The sequence below is a fragment of the Chryseobacterium populi genome (assembly GCF_000282115.1).
GTDB lineage: Bacteria > Bacteroidota > Bacteroidia > Flavobacteriales > Weeksellaceae > Chryseobacterium > Chryseobacterium populi.
The window spans coordinates 22,192-43,092 of sequence record NZ_AKJY01000044.1 but is presented as its reverse complement, the minus strand read 5'-3'; the positions used below and the strand labels follow the sequence as shown (position 1 = coordinate 43,092).

At 36.5% G+C, this 20,901-nt stretch carries 20 protein-coding genes; 17 read left to right on the top strand and 3 right to left on the bottom strand.

The annotated features are described in order from the left end of the window. The first annotated feature begins 190 nt into the window (after positions 1 to 190). Positions 191 to 2,614: a DUF5916 domain-containing protein gene (locus PMI13_RS11965; protein ID WP_007844004.1), complete on the top strand. Its 2,424-nt coding sequence runs from the start codon at positions 191 to 193 to the stop codon at positions 2,612 to 2,614. A 193-nt stretch (positions 2,615 to 2,807) separates the two neighbouring features. On the opposite strand, the gene pheS is transcribed toward PMI13_RS11965, so the two are convergent. Beyond that, on the bottom strand, positions 2,808 to 3,818 hold the full coding sequence (gene pheS / locus PMI13_RS11960) for a phenylalanine--tRNA ligase subunit alpha (RefSeq protein WP_007844002.1): 1,011 nt from the start codon (positions 3,816 to 3,818) through the stop codon (positions 2,808 to 2,810). Between the two features lie 128 nt (positions 3,819 to 3,946). Further along, positions 3,947 to 4,606: a YceI family protein gene (locus PMI13_RS11955; protein WP_007844000.1), complete on the bottom strand. Its 660-nt coding sequence runs from the start codon at positions 4,604 to 4,606 to the stop codon at positions 3,947 to 3,949. 75 nt (positions 4,607 to 4,681) lie between these two features. On the opposite strand from PMI13_RS11955, the gene PMI13_RS11950 reads away from it, so the two are divergent. Further along, positions 4,682 to 5,617, top strand: a complete 936-nt coding sequence (locus tag PMI13_RS11950) for a sulfate/molybdate ABC transporter ATP-binding protein (RefSeq protein WP_007843998.1) — start codon at positions 4,682 to 4,684, stop codon at positions 5,615 to 5,617. A 386-nt stretch (positions 5,618 to 6,003) separates the two neighbouring features. On the opposite strand, the gene PMI13_RS11945 is transcribed toward PMI13_RS11950, so the two are convergent. After that, a complete protein-coding gene (locus PMI13_RS11945) occupies positions 6,004 to 6,348 on the bottom strand; it encodes a zinc ribbon domain-containing protein YjdM (protein ID WP_034669795.1) in 345 nt (114 codons plus the stop codon). Between the two features lie 155 nt (positions 6,349 to 6,503). Here PMI13_RS11945 and PMI13_RS11940 point away from each other — a divergent pair, with 155 nt between their 5' ends. From PMI13_RS11940 to PMI13_RS11870, 15 genes are all read left to right on the top strand, one after another. Beyond that, the gene (locus PMI13_RS11940; protein ID WP_007843992.1) at positions 6,504 to 7,709 is read left to right on the top strand and encodes an RsmB/NOP family class I SAM-dependent RNA methyltransferase; all 1,206 of its coding nucleotides are present in this window, start codon (positions 6,504 to 6,506) and stop codon (positions 7,707 to 7,709) included. A 231-nt stretch (positions 7,710 to 7,940) separates the two neighbouring features. Next, positions 7,941 to 9,605 (top strand): GLPGLI family protein, encoded by a 1,665-nt coding sequence (locus PMI13_RS11935; protein ID WP_007843990.1) that lies wholly within the window; start codon positions 7,941 to 7,943, stop codon positions 9,603 to 9,605. A 320-nt stretch (positions 9,606 to 9,925) separates the two neighbouring features. After that, positions 9,926 to 11,620, top strand: coding sequence for an asparagine synthase B (asnB, locus tag PMI13_RS11930; protein WP_007843989.1), 1,695 nt, complete (start codon positions 9,926 to 9,928; stop codon positions 11,618 to 11,620). Between the two features lie 180 nt (positions 11,621 to 11,800). Continuing rightward, positions 11,801 to 12,643 carry a hypothetical protein gene (locus PMI13_RS11925; protein WP_007843983.1) on the top strand — a complete coding sequence of 281 codons (843 nt, stop codon included), beginning with the start codon at positions 11,801 to 11,803 and terminating at the stop codon, positions 12,641 to 12,643. A gap of 92 nt (positions 12,644 to 12,735) precedes the next feature. Further along, on the top strand, positions 12,736 to 14,136 hold the full coding sequence (locus PMI13_RS11920; protein WP_007843981.1) for an MFS transporter: 1,401 nt from the start codon (positions 12,736 to 12,738) through the stop codon (positions 14,134 to 14,136). 139 nt (positions 14,137 to 14,275) lie between these two features. After that, positions 14,276 to 15,151 carry a pirin family protein gene (locus tag PMI13_RS11915; RefSeq protein ID WP_007843980.1) on the top strand — a complete coding sequence of 292 codons (876 nt, stop codon included), beginning with the start codon at positions 14,276 to 14,278 and terminating at the stop codon, positions 15,149 to 15,151. A 178-nt stretch (positions 15,152 to 15,329) separates the two neighbouring features. Beyond that, positions 15,330 to 15,641 carry a GNAT family N-acetyltransferase gene (locus PMI13_RS11910; RefSeq protein ID WP_007843977.1) on the top strand — a complete coding sequence of 104 codons (312 nt, stop codon included), beginning with the start codon at positions 15,330 to 15,332 and terminating at the stop codon, positions 15,639 to 15,641. A gap of 66 nt (positions 15,642 to 15,707) precedes the next feature. Then, complete coding sequence (locus PMI13_RS11905; protein WP_007843976.1) at positions 15,708 to 16,607, top strand: pirin family protein; 900 nt, start codon at positions 15,708 to 15,710, stop codon at positions 16,605 to 16,607. Positions 16,608 to 16,617: 10 nt separating this feature from the next. Next, entirely contained in the window at positions 16,618 to 17,151 is a 534-nt protein-coding gene (locus PMI13_RS11900; protein WP_007843975.1) for an NADPH-dependent FMN reductase, read from the top strand. Then, positions 17,151 to 17,729, top strand: coding sequence for a TMEM175 family protein (locus tag PMI13_RS11895; RefSeq protein ID WP_007843974.1), 579 nt, complete (start codon positions 17,151 to 17,153; stop codon positions 17,727 to 17,729). The genes PMI13_RS11900 and PMI13_RS11895 overlap by 1 nt, the downstream gene beginning before the upstream one ends. 1 nt (position 17,730) lies before the next feature. Next, positions 17,731 to 17,949, top strand: a complete 219-nt coding sequence (locus tag PMI13_RS11890) for a (4Fe-4S)-binding protein (protein WP_007843973.1) — start codon at positions 17,731 to 17,733, stop codon at positions 17,947 to 17,949. Then, entirely contained in the window at positions 17,949 to 18,347 is a 399-nt protein-coding gene (locus tag PMI13_RS11885) for an OsmC family protein (RefSeq protein WP_007843972.1), read from the top strand. The genes PMI13_RS11890 and PMI13_RS11885 overlap by 1 nt, the downstream gene beginning before the upstream one ends. 1 nt (position 18,348) lies before the next feature. After that, entirely contained in the window at positions 18,349 to 18,633 is a 285-nt protein-coding gene (locus PMI13_RS11880) for a GNAT family N-acetyltransferase (protein WP_007843970.1), read from the top strand. A 111-nt stretch (positions 18,634 to 18,744) separates the two neighbouring features. Continuing rightward, positions 18,745 to 20,241: a sodium:solute symporter gene (locus PMI13_RS11875; protein ID WP_007843963.1), complete on the top strand. Its 1,497-nt coding sequence runs from the start codon at positions 18,745 to 18,747 to the stop codon at positions 20,239 to 20,241. 106 nt (positions 20,242 to 20,347) lie between these two features. After that, positions 20,348 to 20,863 (top strand): hypothetical protein, encoded by a 516-nt coding sequence (locus PMI13_RS11870; RefSeq protein WP_007843961.1) that lies wholly within the window; start codon positions 20,348 to 20,350, stop codon positions 20,861 to 20,863. Positions 20,864 to 20,901 lie beyond the last annotated feature (38 nt).

Sequence of the window (20,901 nt, the reverse complement as noted above, 5' to 3'; positions counted from 1 at the left end):
GGCGGCCCCAAAGGGGCCGCCGATTCTTATTAAAAAAGCAATATTTAAGTAAAAAACCAAAACTAATCATCAACTATTTGACTAATTATTGTACTTTTCAACATAAGAACATGAAAATATTTCATTTTTTACACAGACACATGTAATAAACTTTATATTTGGGTTGTCATGAATATATAACACTAAGAACATGAAGGCCAAATTTTTCATTGCATTATCATTCTTTTCCTGTTTTATATATTCCCAGAAAAAGGAGGGCGATCATATTGTAAGAAAAAAAATACTCATTACAAAAACCGCGACATCTCCAAAAATTGATGGTATTCTGGACGATGCCGAATGGCAGAATGTTCCGGTAGCAACCAATTTTATTGAAAGAACCCCCAATAATGGAAAACCTCAGGAAGACTCTATAAAGACTGAAGTCAGGATTTTATATGATGATACCGGAGTTTATTTTGGAGCACAGATGTATGATCCTACTCCAAAGAAAATTGCAAAAGAACTCACAGAAAGGGACGCAATTAATAATGATGATTTTTTCGGTGTGGCCCTGAACGGATATAATGATAAACAGCAGAGCCTGGAGTTTGTGGTAACTGCTGCCGGTGTGCAGTTTGATGCTAAATTAACAACTGATGGCGAAGATGATACCTGGAACAGTATCTGGTACAGCGCCGCAAAAATTAATGATAAGGGCTGGGCTGTTGAAATGAAAATTCCGTATTCAGAGCTGAGGTTTCCCAAAAGCAGTATTCAGGAATGGGGAATGAATATGTTCCGGAGAATTCAAAGGATAAAAGCTTCTTATGACTGGAATTTTGTGGATAACCAAAAAAATTCATACACGCTTTTTGACGGTGTTTTACAGGGGATGGAAAACATCAATCCTCCTACCCGGTTATCATTTACTCCTTATATCTCAACTTATATCAACAGTTTTGACGGAAAAACCACTTCCAGTTTCAATGGCGGAATGGACGTAAAATATGGGATCAATGATGCTTTTACATTCGATATGACCTTAATACCTGATTTCGGACAGGCTAATTTTGATAATTCTATTTTAAACTTATCTCCTTTTGAGCAACAGTTTTCGGAGCAAAGAACCTTTTTTACAGAGGGAACAGAGCTTTTCAGCAAAGGCGGAATGTTTTACTCCCGGAGAGTGGGTGGAGAACCATCTAGATACCCAACAGTCTCGGAAAATGAAGAAGTTGTGGAATATCCTGCCAAAGTAAAACTGTTCAATGCTTTTAAAATTTCAGGAAGAACAAAAAAAGGATTGGGAATCGGCTTCTTCAATGGAGTTACCCAAAAGATGGAGGCCACTATTCTGAACCACGAAACAGGTGAAATAAGAAAGGAAGTAGTAGAACCCTGGACCAATTATAATGTGTTGGTTTTTGATCAGCGATTTAACGGAAACTCCTCTGTCTCATTAGTCAATACCAATGTGATGAGGGACGGGAATTTTCGGGATGCCAATTCTACAGGATTACTTTGGGACCTTACCAATAAGAAAAACATCTATAAAACCTACGGAAGCCTGAAAGGAAGCTGGGTAAGAGACGGTGAAACAAAATTCGGGACCCGAGCAGAAGCCGGTATCGATAAAATTGCAGGAAAAAACCGCTTTTCACTGAATGGCAATGCAACGACCAAAGACTGGGATATCAATGATCTCGGATTCTCCACCAAAACAAATTTCGCCAATTATAATGCGTGGTACGGGTACCGGATTTTACAACCAACCGAGAAGTTTAATAATATTTATCTGAATTTCAATGTAAATTATTTTCACAGGATTGAGCCATTTTTATATTCAAATCTTATATTTAATAACAACAACAGTTTTACAGACAAAAGTTTCAGGACCTACGGCGGCGGAATTGAATCTACCCCGTTTGGACAGAATGATATTTATGAACCCCGGACTTTTGGAAGACACCTGAAAATCCCGGCTTATTTCGATACCTGGATCTGGTTTGAAAGTGACAGCAGAAAGAAGCTGCAATATAATTTCACAATAGATTATTATGCGTTTAACGAAACAGGAAGAAACCAGGTTTTAACAGAATTTGGCATTCGTTACCGTTTTTCGGATAAATTCAATGTAAGTTGGAATTTCAATCCTGATTTCAGCAACAATGAAACCGGTTTTGCAGGAAAGAATGACACGGATATTTTCATCGGGAGGAGACAGAGAAATACGTATGAAAATGCACTGACATCAAAGTATACTTTCAACGAAAAAATGTCTTTAGCTCTAACTTTCCGTCATTATTTTTCTGATGTCACCTACAAACAGTTTTATACGCTGAATCAGGATGGAAGCCTCACAGATACCAATAATTTTAATAAAAACCTAAACGGGACCTATAACGCCTGGAATGTAGATTTAAGGTTTTCCTGGTGGTTCGCTCCCGGGAGCCAGCTGACTTTATTATACAGGAACGCTACATCAAATTATCTTGAGACTTCAAGGCTGAACGTTAAAAATAATTATGATGTGCTTTTCAATGAGCCAATGGTAAATAATTTCTCTTTAAAGCTTACTTATTTCTTAGACTACAATCGTATAAAAAGCTGGACAAAGAAAAAAGGAACATAAAAATTAATATGCATGAATAAAGTCCCATCTTAATGAACTTAACAGCTTAATTTAGGTAATGGTTAATTCTCAAAGCATTAAGATGAGTTAAGATGCTCATTGTTGAATAACAGAATCAGTTTTTAATTACGTTTTGTTTCTATGGTCAGTAATTAAAAGCAGGAAACCTCCGAAATTCCGGAGGTTTCTGTTATTATAAAGTTTTAAACTGTTCTAAAGTTCTGATATCGTTTTCAAAGAACATTCTGATATCGCTCATCTGGTAAAGAAGCATTACAATTCTTTCAATACCCATTCCGAAAGCATATCCCGAATATTTTTCCGCATCAATGTTCACATTCTTCAAAACGGCAGGGTCTACCATTCCGCAGCCCATGATTTCTAACCAACCTGTTCCTTTCGTAATTCTATAGTCGGTCTCTGAATTTAATCCCCAATATACATCGATTTCCGCACTTGGCTCGGTGAACGGGAAATAAGAAGGCCTCATTCTGATTTTAGACTTTCCGAAAAGCTCTGTTGTGAAAAACTGGATTGTTTGCTTTAAATCAGCAAAGCTTACATTTTCATCAATATACAATCCTTCAATCTGATGGAAAATACAGTGTGAGCGTGAAGAAACAGCTTCATTTCTGAAAACTCTTCCCGGAGATAAAATTCTTATCGGCGGCTGATTTTCTTCCATATAACGGATCTGTACGGAAGAAGTATGGGTTCTTAAAAGGATATCAGGATTTTGCTCAATAAAGAAAGTATCCTGCATATCTCGTGCCGGATGGTATTCAGGAAGATTAAGGGCTGTAAAGTTGTGCCAGTCGTCTTCAATTTCCGGACCGTCTGCTACAGCAAACCCTATAGATTTAAAAATTTCTATAATCCTGTTTTTAACCAGGTTGATCGGATGTCTCGAACCTAAATCCAGCGGGAAGGCAGGTTTTGTAAGATCTTCTTTTTCCAAGATAATAGAAGATTCAGAAGCATTTTTCAAATCTTCCAATTTTACGGTAATCGCCTGCTTCAAAGAGTTGATCTTCAACCCGAATTCTTTCTTCTGGTCGTTGGGAACAGCTTTTAATGTTTCATAGAAATCATTTAAAACTCCCTTCTTACCGTTATACTTGATTCGGAAATTTTCTATTTCCTCTTTAGATGTAGTATTGAAGCTATTTACCTCAACCAGTAGTTCCTCGATCTTTTCTATCATTGTTTTACCCTTTCAAATGTTTTGCAAAAATACGGTTTTTCAATTGAATAACTTTCTTTATTTGTGATAAAAAAATCTGCCCCCTTTGGAGGCAGACTTCAATCACTTATTTCACTTAAATAAAAAAATTATTTTTTTTCTAAAGCTTTAACGCTGATCTGAAGAGTTACCTCATCTTTAATGACTCCGTTTTCAGCAGGAGCCTGGAACTTTACCCCAAACTCTTCTCTCATAATATCTTTCGGCTCTGTAGCTACGCTTACTTCTCCATCTTTCACAGAAACATTGGCTTTAAACTGAACCGGCTTCGTAATTCCTTTAATCGTCAGATTACCGTCTAACAATGTATTATAATCACCTCCGGCAGCAGGGGTCACTTTGGTAACTTCATAAGAAGCTGTCGGAAATTTTTCAACCTCGAAAAAGTCTCCGCTTTTCAAATGACCGTTTAATTTTCCCAATTGATCAGCATCATCCTTTAAATCAACTGATGTTAAAGAATTCATATCAGCAACAAATTTTCCGCTTTCAAGCTTTCCGTCTTTTACCGTAACGTCACCACTTTCAAATTTAATTGTTCCGAAGTGGCTTGTGCTTTCAGATTTGAATACCTTATATCCTTTCCATTCCACTTTACTGTTAAGAGTATCCAGAGTATACTGGCTACCGTCCTTAGTTGTTGAAACCTCATTACTTTCGCTCGTAAGTGGTTTATCTTTTTTACAAGAAACAACCACTGCAGTCGCAAAAAGTGCAGGAATAACTAGTGAAAACAGTTTTTTTCTCATTTTTGGTATATTTTTATTACAACTGCTAAGATAATAAAAAAATATATTTTTTCCTAAAAATGTTACATTTGTAATATGCTATTAGAAATAAACAATTTATACTTTTCACATACGAAAGACAACCCGCTGTTTCAGAACCTCAATCTTAAATTTGAAGAAGGTAAAATCATTGCACTGGCAGGAGAAAGCGGCTGCGGAAAGTCTACGTTACTGAATTTAATATACGGACTTTTAGACTGGGAAAGCGGAGATATTATTTTCGACGGAAAGCAACTGCTGGGCCCGAAAGGAAATCTGGTTCCCGGTGAATCTGAAATGAAATTTGTTGCCCAGAATTTTGACCTGATGCCCTATTCTACCGTTGCTGATAACGTAGGGAAATTTCTCTCGAACATTAATTTAGCTAAGAAAAAAGAAACTGTAACAGAGCTTCTGGAGGTTGTAGGATTGGCAGAATATGCCAGTGTTTTCCCTAAAAATCTGAGCGGTGGCCAGCAGCAGAGAGTTGCCATTGCAAGGGCACTTTCCGTATTACCGAAGCTTCTTATTTTAGATGAGCCTTTCAGTAATCTGGATTTTCCGCGGAAAATAGAGCTTCGTGAAAAACTTTTCAGATATGTCAGTCAGCACAATATATCTTTAATTATTTCAACCCATGAGCTGCAGGATGTCATGCCGTGGCTGGACCAAATCATTATTCTTCAGGACGGAAGATTAATTCAGAATAATAGCCCGGAAGAAACCTATAGACATCCTTATAATCCTTATGTAGCTAAACTTTTCGGTGAAGTAAATATTTTCAGTGAAGCTGAGATGTCTGTATTTCGGATATCACGGTTTTCATATTATCCGGAAGAAATCAGAATTTCTGAAACGGGTATTGATGCCGAACTTACAGAAAGTAGATTTGCAGGAAATCACTACTGGAATAAAGTAAGAGTAAAAGAGAAAGATCTCATTATTTACACCCATAAAAAGCTGGAGAATCCTATTAAAATATCTTTTGAATAGTGTTTAAAAGGTAAAATTGTAAAACTGCAAAACCGCTAAGTTTTTTTAGCAAAATAAGCCTTTCTGCTCTTTGCCTTTTCATGATTTCATAACTCCCGGCTTAACGTAATCAACACATTTACTCACACTTATTATCAATTTGTGGATAAAATTATAAACAAGGAAACTAATTTTTATAAATCTTTTTCTTACATTTGTTTTTCCACAGCATAAGGAAATTTTTGGTTAATTCTCTTTCTGCCTTTAGACGGACATTAGCATTCTACTGCAATCAAGTCTTTGAAAGATTACACTGTCCAATCTTTTCCTTTTTTTATGGGTAATCAGCTTTAAGCTAAGCGTTACAGATCTGTAATATCTAGCTTAAAACTAATCACTGAAAGCGTTTAGGCCTTTTTAACAAATTCAGATTTCAAAGCCATTGCCCCAAATCCATCTATTTTACAATCAATATTATGATCGCTGTCAGGTCTCAGACGGATGTTTTTCACTTTCGTTCCCGCTTTTACCGGTTTTGGTGCGCCTTTTACAGGAAGATCTTTAATCACCACCACAGAATCTCCATCGTGTAATTCATTCCCGTTGGAATCAAGGATTGCTCCTGTATTTCCGGTTTCTGCCGATACCTCTTCAGGATTCCATTCATAGAAACACTGGGAACATACCATCATATTATCGCTCGGATAAGTAAATTCAGAGCTACATTTCGGACAAAGTACAGTATCACTCATATTTTTAATTTTTTGCAAAGATAAATTTTAAAATTAAAAGATTAAAGAATTGAAAGATTTAAAAAGTATAAATCAAATCTATCAGCCCCAATTCCCAGCTATCAACTCTCAACTATAATTCGTATTTTTGCAGATTGAAATAGCAGAAGCAAATTATGGAACTTATTCACAGAAACTTAGCGATCGGAATTCACGATGCCTTACAAGAGACATTTTTCGAGAAAAATAAATATGCCGATAAAGTAATCGAAAGACTTTTAAAAGCTAACAGAAAATGGGGAAGCCAGGACAGGGCCGTTGTTTCTGAAATTTTCTACAATATCATCCGTTGGAAAAGGCGTCTGGAATATTATATGGGTGAAGGCGTAAAACCTAACAATATTTATAAGCTGATTATCGCTTATTTACTTTGGAGTGAAACAAATTATAAAAGATTTGAAGAGTTCGAAGGAATAAAAATCGCTGATATTATCACAAAACTTAAAAAAAATAAAGTTCCTACAAAAGCTATAGAATTTTCTATTCCCGAATGGCTGGCTGAAACCCTGGAAAAAGAATTAGGTGCCAACTGGGAAAAAGAAATGAATGCTTTAAACGAGCAGGCTCCGACTGTTTTAAGAGCAAACTCTTTAAAGACAACGACTAAAGAACTTATTTCGGACCTATCTGATGAGAATGTAGTTTCTTATCCTATAAAAAATTATCCTGATGCCATACAGCTGGAAGAAAAGAAAAACGTTTTTCTTACCACTGCATTCAAAGAGGGGCTATTTGAAGTACAGGATGCATCTTCACAAAAAATCGGTTATTTCCTTGACGTAAAAGAAGGCCAGAGAGTAGTGGATGCCTGTGCCGGTGCCGGTGGAAAAACGCTTCACTTAGCAGCTTTGATGGGTAATAAAGGACAAATTATTGCTCTGGATATTTTTGAATGGAAATTAGCCGAGCTGAAACGCCGTGCCAAAAGAGCCGGAGCACACAACATTGAAACCCGCATGATTTCTGACAATAAAGTGATTAAACGTCTTCATGAAAAAGCTGACAGACTTTTAATTGATGCCCCTTGTTCAGGTTTAGGAGTTTTAAAAAGAAACCCGGACAGCAAATGGAAAATCGATCAGGATTTTATTGACCGGATCAAAAAAGAGCAGCAGCAGATTCTTCAGGATTATTCTAAAATGCTGAAGAAAGGTGGAAAAATGGTTTACGCTACCTGTTCTATCCTGCCTTCTGAAAATATTGAACAGGTTGAAGAATTCCTTAAGAACAACCCTGATTTCAAAATGATAAAAGATGAAAAAGTAATGCCAAGTCAAGGCTATGACGGATTCTATATGGCCCTGATCGAAAGACTCTCATAGGCGGCTTCAAAAATATAAAATATACTAGCTACTCTATTTTTAGAGTAGTTTTTTTTATTATTTTAACCAGATTTTAAGAATAAAATATTAAATATGCTAAGCATATTAAAATACATAACTGAATGTAACATATACATGAATGATATCTACCTATTCACACGAAAGCTAAAAGTCTGATAAAGACTGTATTGGTCATCTGCTAAAAATTATCTTTGCGGAAACTTCATTATTATGTACAAAAGAATGGTATTCATTTTTCTTATTTTCTTATCTTATCTGGGATACGCTCAGATATACGAAATCCAATATACCAGTTCTTCCAACGGAAAAACCCTTACAGACCAATCTCCTGCTCTCGTCTGGGTCAATGAAAAAGAAAATTTTATTCTTAATAATAAAATCAGGGAGCAAAAAAACGATTATCCGTTTGAAATCACCAAAATAGAAAAGCCATCTAACACTATTATTTCCTACGGATTTTTAAAGCCCGGAGAAATTATTTCCACTTCCGATACAGAATCTGTAGGTAAGCAGAATTTCGAATCGACTAATGAAACAAAAAAAATATTAGGTTACAACTGTAAAAAAGCGGTTACTAAAATCAATTCCAACACCATCGAGGTCTGGTATACCAATGATTTAAAAATAAAGGGCGGCCCTTCCAGCCTGGGACAAAACCTAGGGCTGGTTCTTGAAATTGAGCGAAATAAAAATTCTGCGACAACAGCAAGCTCCATTAAAAAAGTAAAGAAGACCGACATCGAAAATATCATAAAAGGCTCAGTAAATACTACTGATCTTTTAGGCTACAGGGATTTACTATGGAAAAGCAGATTTACCACCCTGAAAGTTTTTGAAAATGAAACCATCAATTTTTCCGATGAATCAAAATCTGATGAAAAAATAAAAAGATTTGCCAACGGAACAATTATACTTAAAAAAATTAAGTTTCCTAAAATAAGCGAAGGTGAAAATATTTTTGTTGAATTAAGGCAACAATCCAATGGTGACGCTTATGACAGAACCGGAACCGTATTTGTAATTCCACAGGAAAAAGCACAATCTTTTTTTGATGGATTGGAAAAGGGAGTCAAAACATTCCCTGTCTATGAAAATGGAAACGGGAAACAATATTATGGTGTCATTTCTACAGACAATTATAACCCCGCCATAGAGATGATGCGCTTTTTTACCGCTTTTGGTATTCAAAAATTCAATCACATCCAATTCAAGGGAAAAGACTGGCAAACAATCAGTCCTTACCGTCAGGATATTACAGAATTAAAACCGGCCCTGTCTGAAAAAGAGCTTTGGGTTGGGACATTTATTGGCAATTATGATAAAGGCGGCCATAAAGTAAGCCTGGAGATCACTATCCATAAAAGTGATCAGACCGTTTATAAAAACAATACGGTAATTCCTTTATTCAATACATTAAATATCATGGAAATGGCCGGTCAGGATTATGCAACAATGTTTAACAATGACAAAGGACTTTTAGTAGAATTTACATTGAAAAAAGATTTGAAAAATGCACAATTAAGATATACTACCACCGGACACGGCGGTTGGGAAAACGGTGATGAATTCATGCCCAAAGCCAATTCCGTTTTCTTAGACGGAAAATTGTCTTTTTCTTTTGTGCCGTGGAGGTCTGACTGCGGCTCTTACCGCTTATACAACCCGGCTTCAGGAAATTTCCCCGACGGATTATCTTCATCTGATTTAAGCAGGTCAAATTGGTGTCCCGGAACAGTTACCAATCCGGATTTCATTTCTCTTGGTGATTTAAAAGCCGGAAAACATACGATTCAGATAAAAATTCCTCAGGGTGCCCCGGAAGGTACAAGCTTCAGTGCATGGAATGTGTCAGGTGTTTTGCTGGGGTCTGAATAAAACAAAACCTTCTTGCAAACTAATATTACAAGAAGGTAAAAACACAAATGATGAAAAAAAATTATTTCGAGCCACAAAGTAAACGCTAAAATTTCTAGAATTAATTACCATAGATTAAGAAATAAGTCATAATTATTTCGTATGTGCTGTTGTCTTATTTTTGAAACGAAAAAAATCAACCAAAATCATACATTTCAGTAAAATTAATTAATATTTTTCTTTAAAATTAATTAATTGATTAAAATTTTTAATTTTTAGATAATTTTTATTGTTACTTTTAAATCACAATTCTATTTTTGTTTCAAATAAAATGATAAAAAATGTGTGGAATCGTATGTTTGTTTGATGCCAAACAAAAAACCGGAATATTAAGACCTCAGGTTTTAGAAATGTCAAAAAAAATCCGTCACCGTGGCCCGGATTGGAGTGGTGTCTTTCAGAATGAAAAAGTGGTTTTTTCCCATGAAAGGCTTGCCATTGTAGATCCTACTTCAGGAAAACAACCTTTATTTACCAAAGATGGTAAGATCGTTCTGGCCGTAAACGGAGAAATATATAATCACAGAGAACTTAAGGAAGAATTTCCGGACTATGAATTTCTGACAGAGTCTGACTGTGAAGTTATTTTGCCCCTATACAGAAAGTATGGGAAAAATTTCGTTGAAAAACTGAATGGTATTTTCGCCTTTGCCCTTTATGATACTGAGAATGATATTTATTTAATTGCCCGTGATCATATCGGAATATGTCCTCTTTATCAGGGTTGGGATAAACACGGAAACTATTATGTCGCTTCTGAACTAAAAGCACTGGAAGGAATCTGCAAAACCATAGAAACATTTTTACCAGGACATTTTCTTTACAGTAAAGACGGAAGCAAGCTTCAACGATGGTACACAAGGGAGTGGGAGAATTTTGATCATGTAAAAGATAACGAAACCGACATTTCAAAACTCAGAAAAGGCCTTGAAGATGCCGTTCACAGACAATTGATGAGTGATGTTCCTTATGGTGTATTGCTTTCCGGAGGATTAGACTCTTCTGTGATTTCCGCCATCACTGCAAAATTTGCAAGACAGAGAATAGAAAGCGGAGATACACAGGAAGCGTGGTATCCAAGGCTACACAGTTTTGCAGTAGGCCTCGTGGGATCTCCGGATCTGGAAGCGGCCAGAAAAGCAGCTGATCATATCGGCTCTGTTCATCATGAAGTCAATTTTACAGTTCAGGAAGGTCTGGATGCCATCCGTGATGTAATTTATCATCTTGAAACGTATGATGTTACTACCATCAGGGCTTCCACTCCGATGTATCTTTTAGCAAGGGTCATTAAATCTATGGGAATAAAAATGGTGCTTTCAGGTGAAGGTTCTGATGAGCTTTTCGGTGGTTATTTATATTTTCATAAGGCTCCCAACGCTAAAGAATTCCATGATGAGACGGTAAGAAAACTTGGGAAACTTCATCTTTATGACTGTTTAAGAGCCAACAAAGCATTAATGAGCTGGGGAATTGAAGGCCGCGTTCCTTTTCTGGATAAAGAATTTATGGATATTGCAATGACGATCAATCCGCAGGATAAAATGATCAATGTTTCGGAAGGAAGAATTGAAAAATGGGTATTAAGAAAAGCTTTTGAAGATCTTCTTCCGGAATCTATCGCATGGAGACAAAAAGAACAGTTCTCAGACGGAGTCGGGTATTCATGGATTGACACTTTGAAAGATGTCGCAGAAAAAGAAGTAACCGCAGAAATGATGGTGAATGCAAAATTCAGATTTCCGCTGAACACACCACAAAATAAAGAGGAATACAGATACAGAACTATTTTTGAAGAGCATTTCCCAAGCGAAACTGCTGCAGCAACCGTACCTTCTGTACCTTCAGTGGCCTGTTCCACTCCTATTGCCCTGGAATGGGATGAAGCATTTAAAAAGATGAATGACCCAAGCGGAAGAGCAGTAAAAGTACATCAGACGTCTTATGAAAAAAAAGAATCGGGAATCACAATTTAGGATGAGGCTACAGACCTTAAAAATCAGCATATTTAATCCTGGTTCTAAGCCTTAAAACCCGTCGTTTAAAACTAAAATTTATCAATCCTGTAGCAATACAGGATTTTCTTTTGAATTAAACACAATAATATCACATAATTTAACTGACAATCAAAAATATTATCTAATAAATAATTATATTTGGAAAACGAAAAAATCAATTTTATAAAAATGAGAAGAAACATTACTATCTTTTTTGCTTTATTATCTATAAATTTTGCTTTTGGTCAAGGTAAATTCGGCAGATATCTTAACTCCAAAAAACTGGCTTTAACTTATAAAAGCGTAAAGGATAAGGAAAAAGAAGACTACTACCAACAATATTACTGGCTGGCAAAAGCTGAACAATTAAAAGCATATCCGCACCTTAAGGATGTAAAACCGGTTGTCTTGTATGAGTTTGTAAAAAAAGTAAATCCTCAGAACCCGACAAAAAAACTGGATGAAAGAGGAAAAGAACTGAGAGAAACAGCTGAGTTATCCTTAAACCAGTATTTTAAAAATAAAAATTTTGAGAACAATGCTGTACTGATGTACAACCTTGAAACCTACGTTGATCCTTCTCAGGGTGAATATTTTACAAAAGTAGATCCTGAAAAAATTAAAGAACTGGTTCCGAAAGAATTATTTGCTTTCAATTCTCTCAATAAGAAGACCATGGAAGAGAAAACCTATTATCTTTGGATCGATAAGAAAAAAGATGATTTTAATATTGTTGACATCATTCCTGAGGAAAAAGAAAACAAAGCATTCTATGCCAGGCTGAAACAATACCTTCCAAGCTATAAATTTTCAAAATATGTTCCTTCAGTGAAAAAAGGAAACAAAACAGACAAAACCGATGTAGATTATTATTACATTATGCCTTTTGAGCAAAACACTGATAATATTGAATACAAAACAAAAGATTTTAAAACTTTCGTTCTGAGCCAGTACAGAAAAGCCGGTGATGAATGGAAGGGAGTAGAAAAACCTAGAAAATAAATGAAAAAGTCCTGTGAAATTTCACAGGACTTTTTTAATTTTATAGATATATTATTCCTTTAGATTGATTTTAAAGGTCCAGCTGATACAAAATGTCTGAAATAAATTCATCACCAACCACTATAAAAAAAATCCTGCCTCTGATTCTTGCCACCGCAATTTTCATGCAGATGCTTGATTCAACAATTCTGAATACTTCACTGCCTTCCATTGCAAAGGACTTGAAAGAATCGCCACTCAATATGCAGAATGCCATTATCAGCTACGTTCTTACCCTCGCAGTTTTTATGCCTGCAAGCGGATTTCTGGCGGACAGGTTTGGAACAAAGAAAGTTTTTATTTTTTCATTGGTACTTTTCAGTTTAGGATCATTTTTTTGTGCCATTTCACAAAACCTTACCCATTTAGTCATTTCACGGGTCATTCAGGGAGTCGGCGGAAGTTTAATGACCCCGGTTGGAAAACTGGCTTTGATTAAAACTTTCGATAAAAACGAACTGTTGAAAGCCATGAATTTTGCCATTATTCCGGCATTGATAGGACCTGTTTTAGGGCCTCTGGTTGGTGGCTATATGGTAGATTATCTTTCCTGGCACTGGATATTTTTAATTAATATCCCGTTTGGGATCATAGGGGTTGTTTTAGGATTAAAGTACATGCCCAATTACAAATCCGATGTTTTAGATTTTGATTTAAAAGGCTTCCTGATCTTTGCAGCAGCTTCTCTCCTGCTCTCTATTTCCCTGGAGCTTTTTGGTGATCTTCAGAATACAACCCCTGTTTTGGTCGTCTTTATTTTAGGGTTCCTTTTTATGTATTATTACTACAGGCATGCAAAAAGAGATACCAATCCTATTTTTCCACTAAATCTTCTCCAGGTAAGAACATTCCGGGTGGGCATTGTAGGAAATCTTGCCACAAGATTAGGGATAAGCTCCGTTCCACTATTATTGCCATTAATGATCCAGATCGCCTACAAACAATCAGCGGTAACTTCCGGTTGGATCATTGCCCCAATGGCTTTAACAGCAATGTTCGGGAAATCATATGTCATTAAAATTTTAGATCGATACGGTTACCGCCAGACCCTGATGGTGAATACCTTCATTATTGGCACTTTGATTTGCCTTCTTGCCATTCCGGATATCCACACCTCTTTATATTGGTTTGTTCCTATTATTGCTGTTCTGGGATTTTTCAACTCCATTCAGTTCACTTCAATGAATACAATTTCCATTGCAGACTTACGGAATTTCCAGGCGAGCAGCGGAAACTCATTATTATCCGTAAACCAGCAGCTTGCTATTGGTTTCGGAATTGCTTTCGGCTTAATTGTTTTAAAAATTTTTGAAAATACTGATCTTATTAAGGGCGAAATTCATAATGCTTTTCGTTATACATTTCTTACCGTAGGACTTCTTACCATTCTGTCCGGACTGGTTTTCAGAAGGCTTCATATTTCGGACGGGAAAAATATGAAATCGAAGGAATAATTATTTTGAACCGAAAGACGTAAAAACAATAGCTCTTTAACCATTCCATCTTCCACAGTATCACCCCAACTACTTACCACAGATCAATGCAATTGATATTTAACAATGGTAATTTTGCTTTTATAAAATCATCATCATTATGACAACTAAAAAAGTAGAAATCGTAGTATCTCCAAAGCCTGCGCACTTTGTGGGTGACGGCTTTAGAGTTCATAATTTTATTCCAAGTGTCAATAGGCTGGACATGAAGAGGATGGATCCCTTTATTATGCTTGATTATAATGCCAAATTTCATTTTAACGGATCAGAAGTCTCAAGGGGCGTAGGGGTACATCCACACAGAGGTTTTGAAACCGTAACCATAGCTTATCAGGGAAAAGTCGAGCATCATGACAGCGCGGGCGGAGGTGGCATTATCGGTGAAGGAGACGTACAATGGATGACGGCTGCCAGAGGTGTTCTTCACAAAGAATATCATGAAACAGAGTGGTCAAAGAACGGTGGAATTTTCCAGATGGTCCAACTATGGGTGAATCTTCCTGCTAAAGATAAAATGAGCAAACCTAAATACCAGGCTATTAAAAATTCAGAAATGAAAAAGGTAGATCTGGGAGACAATGGATTTGTTGAAATTATTGCAGGTGAATATCAGGGAAACAAAGGGCCTGCCTTCACTTTTACTCCGGTAAATATGATGAATGCAAAACTAAAAGCAGGTGGAAAAGCTGAATTTCATTTCCCTGCCTGTTTCAATACTGCAGCTTTAGTGATTGAAGGAAGCATTATAATAAACGGTGAACAAAACATACCTGCCAACCATTTTGCTTTATTTGAAAATGAAGGTGAGACTTTCACCATTGAAACTTCAGAAGATTCTATTGTATTAATTATCAGTGGTGAGCCTATTAATGAACCTATTTATCCGCACGGCCCTTTTGTAATGAATACAAGGGAGGAGATCATGCAGGCTTTTGAAGATTACAATACCGGAAAATTCGGGTATCTGGAAGATTAAGGCTGATAAATTAAACTAATCTTAAACTCAGGAAGAGTATTTAATTATTACTTTTCCTTAACTTTAACTTAATAATAAACCAGTTAAACGCAAAGACGCAAAAATTTTCATTTTATTGCTTTTAAAAATAACATTCTATCTATTTTGTGCCCTTGTATTTAACTAAAAAATAAGAATTATGAAACCGGAATTTGAAAATATACCTTTAGTAAAAACAGGAAAAAGATTTGAAATAGAAGTCAACGGGCATTTTGCTTTTATCGATTATCGTGAAATGGGGCATCAGATCGCGCTGATACATACGGAAGCAGAGCCTGAATTAGCCGGAACAGGTGCTGCCGCCGCTGTTGTTGAAAAAACATTACAGTACATTGAGAAAAATAACAAAAAACTACTTCCTTTTTGCCCTTACGTTTTTGCCTACATTAAAAAACATCCGGAATGGAAACGTATTGTAGATGAAAGATTTGAAGGTTATGCCCAGCTATAATGGCATAAAAATACGATCAACATTGAAAATATTAACTAAATTAGCTATACTAAATAAACAGCAATCATGTCAAATATAGGACTTATCATTGAAGAGAAAGCAGCAGATATAGGAAATTTCCTGGTGGGTAGACTTTTACCCTTCCGTGAAAAAAGAGCAGTGGGGCCATTCGTTTTTATAGATCATATGGGGCCTTCGGAGCTGAAAGATTATCAGAACCTTGATGTTCCGCCACATCCGCATATCGGGCTTTCTACCTTAACTTATCTTCTTGAGGGATCTATTTTCCATCGTGACAGCATAGGGAGTGCTTTAGAAATAAAACCAGAAGCTGTAAACTGGATGACAGCCGGAAAAGGTGTGGTACATTCGGAGAGAACTCCCGAATATTTGCGGCATACGGATAAAAAGCTTCATGGATTTCAGATCTGGGTAGGACTTCCAAAACATCTGGAACAGAGCGAACCTACTTTTCACCATATTGAAGCAGATGAAATTCCGGTGTGGGAAGAAGATGAAATTCAATATAAATTAATTGCAGGAGAAGCATTCGGCAGAAAATCTCCGGTTCCTGTACACAGTAAATTATTCTTTATCGAGATTAAAACCAAAACACCTCAAAAAATAAGCATCGGAAAAGATCTGTATGGCGAAGCGGCAATGTATGTTCTGGACGGAACTGTACACACCGAAGGAAATACCTATGGCTCAAAACAGCTTTTAATTGCCAAAGACACAAAGCTTTGCGAATTTGAGATGAGTGAAAACGGAACGGTTTATCTTTTCGGTGGTGAACCTTTCGATGAGGAACGTTTTATATTCTGGAATTTTGTAAATTCAGACAAAGAATTACTCGACCAGGCTAAAGTCAACTGGAATGATCAGAATCATGATGCTTTTCCTCTGGTACCCGGCGATGAGAATGAATACGTTCCACTTCCAAAGGCAATTCTGAACAGAAAGTAAGAATTAAAGAATGAAAATATTAGCATTTGCAGGGAGCACATCTTCCACTTCTATTAACAGGGAACTTGTGAAATTTGTTTTAAAAGGCTTTCAGGATGAAGAAATCAACCTGATTGACCTCAATGATTTTTCCATGCCTGTCTTCTCTGTAGATCTTGAAAAAAAAGGATTTCCTGAGGAAGCTCATCAGTTTTTGAAAGTGATTGAAGACTGTGATGGGATCATCTGTTCTCTTGCAGAACATAACAGATCTTACAGTGCCACTTTTAAAAATGTTTTCGACTGGGCCTCACGGATCAACGTAAAAGTTTTTCAGAACAGACCCATGTTTCTGATGAGCACTTCTCCCGGAGGTTATGGTGGCGGAAATGTGATGAATACAGCAAAGACATTTTTTCCGCAATTCGGGGCCGAAATTAAAGACACGTTTTCCTTACCGAAGTTTTACGAAAATTTTGATCTGGAAAGCGGTGTGATCAACCCCGATATGCTTAAAGAATTAAAAGATAAAACGGAAAATTTTAAAAATCAATTTAAAAACTGATGGTAAAAGGAAGATTAGAGGCTTTCAGTGACGGAGTTCTGGCGATTATTATCACGATCATGGTACTTGAATTGAAGGTGCCGGAAGGTGGTAACTGGGCCAGCCTTAAACCTCTTGTTCCCAAATTTTTAGCTTATATTTTCAGCTTTATTTATGTAGGAATCTACTGGAACAATCATCATCATTTGTTTCAGGCTGTAAAAAAGGTTAACGGAAGTATTCTCTGGGCCAATCTTCATCTGTTATTCTGGCTTTCACTGATGCCGGTAGCAACAGAGTGGATCGGGGCAACCCGTTTTTCAAAAAATCCCGTGGCAGCTTACGGTATCGGATTGATCATGTGCGCTATTGCCTACACTATTCTGGAGAATCTTATTTTAAAATCCGAAGGTGAAAATTCGAGGTTAAAAGAAGCCATACATTCTAAATCTAAAGAATATATCTCAATTATATTTTATATTTCCGGGATCGCCACTTCATTTTTTTATCCTTATATTGCCATAGGTTTTTATTATATCGTTGCTTTAATATGGCTGATTCCTGACAAAAGAATTGAAAAATTATTAAAAGAAGATTAATATGGAAACACATGAATATATCAACGGGGAGATCACCGTTGTATGGCAACCCCAGAAATGCATCCATTCGGCTATTTGTGCAAAAACTCTTCCAAAAGTTTATCACCCGAAAGAAAGACCATGGATAAAAGTAGAAAATGCAACTCCCCAGGAACTTAAAAATCAAATAGACCTATGCCCTTCCGGAGCATTAAGTTATAAATTCAACACAAAAAAGTAATGGCAGTAACCGTAAAAGCGATTTTAGGAAAAGAAAAATATTATACTGAAGTAACGGCCGGAGAAAACCAGCTTATTACAGATGAGCCAATCGATAAGGGCGGACAAAATAAAGGCTTCAATCCTTTTGAGATTTTAGCCACCTCTTTAGCAAGCTGTACTGCTGCTACTCTGAAAATGTATATCGACAGAAAAGAATGGGATGTGGAAAAAATAAATGTGGAAGTGGAACTGGAGAATTATCCGCTTACCCAACTTGCTGTTTTTAAAAGAAACATCAGCTTTGAAGGGAACAACCTTGACCCGGATCAGATGAAAAGGCTTCATCTGATTGCAGATGCATGCCCGGTACACAAGATATTAACTCACGACATAGAAATTCAAACCAAATTTTCATAGTATGATAGAAGTAAAACAAAACAACGACGAAAAACACGGAAGTTTTGAGGCTTTCATAGACGGAAACCGCGCAGGGCTCATGACCTATACCTGGGCAGGAGATGAGAGATTCATTATTGACCATACTGAAGTGGGAGAAGATTATAACGGCCAAGGTGTTGGTAAAGAAATGGTTTTAGCTGCAGTAGATTTTGCAAGAAAGGAAGGCAAAAAAGTAATTGCCCTCTGCCCTTTTGCAAAAGCTACTTTCCAGAAAAATGAAGACCTTCAGGATGTCCTGGTATAAGTAATACACAAAATCAATTATAAACCTTTCAGAGTAAATATCCTGAAAGGTTTTTTCTTTTTTTACCAGACCATAAAAAAACTATATTTGTAAAATTTTAATTGCAAAAATATGTCTCCAATTATATTACTGTCTATCATTATCGTCTATTTCGCACTGCTTCTTTGGGTGGCTTATAAAACAGGAAAAGGGAGTGATAATGAAAGTTTCTTTATCGGAAACCGTAAGAGTAATTGGATGCTGGTTGCTTTCGGAATGATCGGGACATCCCTTTCAGGTGTTACCTTCGTGAGTGTTCCCGGTGCCGTGGGGAAAGACAGTTTTGCTTATCTGCAGATTACTTTAGGGTATCTCATCGGCTATATTGTGGTTTCCTATGTTTTACTTCCTTTATATTACCGTTTGAAACTAACCTCTATTTATGGCTACCTTCAGCAGAGAATGGGCCAGCTTTCCTATAAATCGGGAGCATGGATCTTTATTGTTTCAAGACTGGTAGGAGCTACAGCAAGGCTGTATCTGGTGGTAAATATTCTTCAGGTAACTATATTAGACAGCCTGGGTGTGCCTTTTATCGTCACTACTTTAATTATCCTTGCCATGATTATCCTATACACCTATGAAGGTGGAGTGAAAACCATCGTCTGGACTGATACTTTGCAGACATCATGCATGCTTTTAGGATTGATTATCTGTACGGTTTATATGCTGAATCATTTAGATTTAAGTGTTGGCCAAAGCTTAACGGCAATGAGTAATAAAGGCTACACCAAAATATTTGAAATGGATTTTAATTCTCCCGGATTTTTCATAAAACAAATCCTTGCAGGAGCATTTATTACGATTACCATGACAGGAATCGACCAGGAGATGATGCAGAAAAGCCTTTCGGTGACAAGGCTTAAAGATTCCCAGAAAAATATGGTTACGTTGGGTTTCATCTTATTAGGTGTAATCTCATTATTCCTTTATATGGGAGGGTTACTTTATCTTTTTGGAGAAAATCAGGGTGCACATTTTACAGAAGTTATTAATGACGGAGTGGCTAAAAAAGAATTTTTATTAAACGGAAAAGATATTTTCGGAGACAAGATTTTCCCTGAAGTCGCTTTAAATCATATGCCTCCTTTCATTTCCATCATATTTATTATCGCTCTGATCTCAGCTTTGTTTCCGAGTGCAGATGGTGCTATGACAGCTCTTACCTCATCATTATGTATTGATATTTTTGGGATGAAGGAAAAACCATGGGATCCCAAAAAGAAAGAAAAATTCAGAAAAAACATCCATTTGGTTGTGGCTCTTTCTTTCCTGATTATGGTTGTTATTTTTAAAATCATTAATGATAATTCCATGATCGGATTGATCTTAAAAATGGCAGGATTCACTTACGGACCACTTTTAGGGCTTTTTGCTTTCGGGATTTTTACAAAATATAAAGTTGAAGATAGACTGGTACCCTACGTTTGTATTGCCGCACCTATTATTTCTTATTTTATCGATAAATACCAGTCAACTATTTCCGGTGATTTCAAGATCGGGCTGGAGCTATTGATCATCAACGGGCTGCTTACATTCTTTGGATTATGGCTTATCAGGAAAAAATAATTTTAGCTAAAACCATTTGATTTATATTTTATTGCGAGCGGGCTAAAGCCCGCCCCTATTGATACAAAGGATAAAATTATACCAACACCCTCAAAAAATATTAACCATGAAAAAAATTATTCAACTTTTATTATGCGTATTCGCATTCAGTATGACTTCAGCTCAGGATTTTGAGGTTTCAACTTTGAGAGTCGGCCTCTATAAGATTTTTATGGAAAAAACTGAAGCGGAGAAACTGGCAGGAACAAAACTCAAAATGACCGACGGCCAGACCAAAAATTCAGTTAAATACAATGGAGAATTGATACTCATCGATCTTTATGAAGGCTATGTGAATGAAGCCAAACCCAGTGTTCCAACTATTATGAACATCACAACGACAAGTAAGAAGTTTAAAACAAAAAGCGGGATTGGGATTGGAAGTACCAGAGACGACCTGATCACTGCCTATAAAAATTATCCGAGCTTCAGTGTAAACCCTGCCTTCGATGATAAAGGGGAAAAATTAAAAAATGCCGGATATTTTACGCTCAATGATCATGACGCAGGAACGGCACTGTCATTTAAATTTGTAAATAACATCATTGTCGAAATCACAGTATATCTGGATGAAGGCTGCTAAAAGAACATATCATTTTAAACAATTAAAAATCCGGGCTT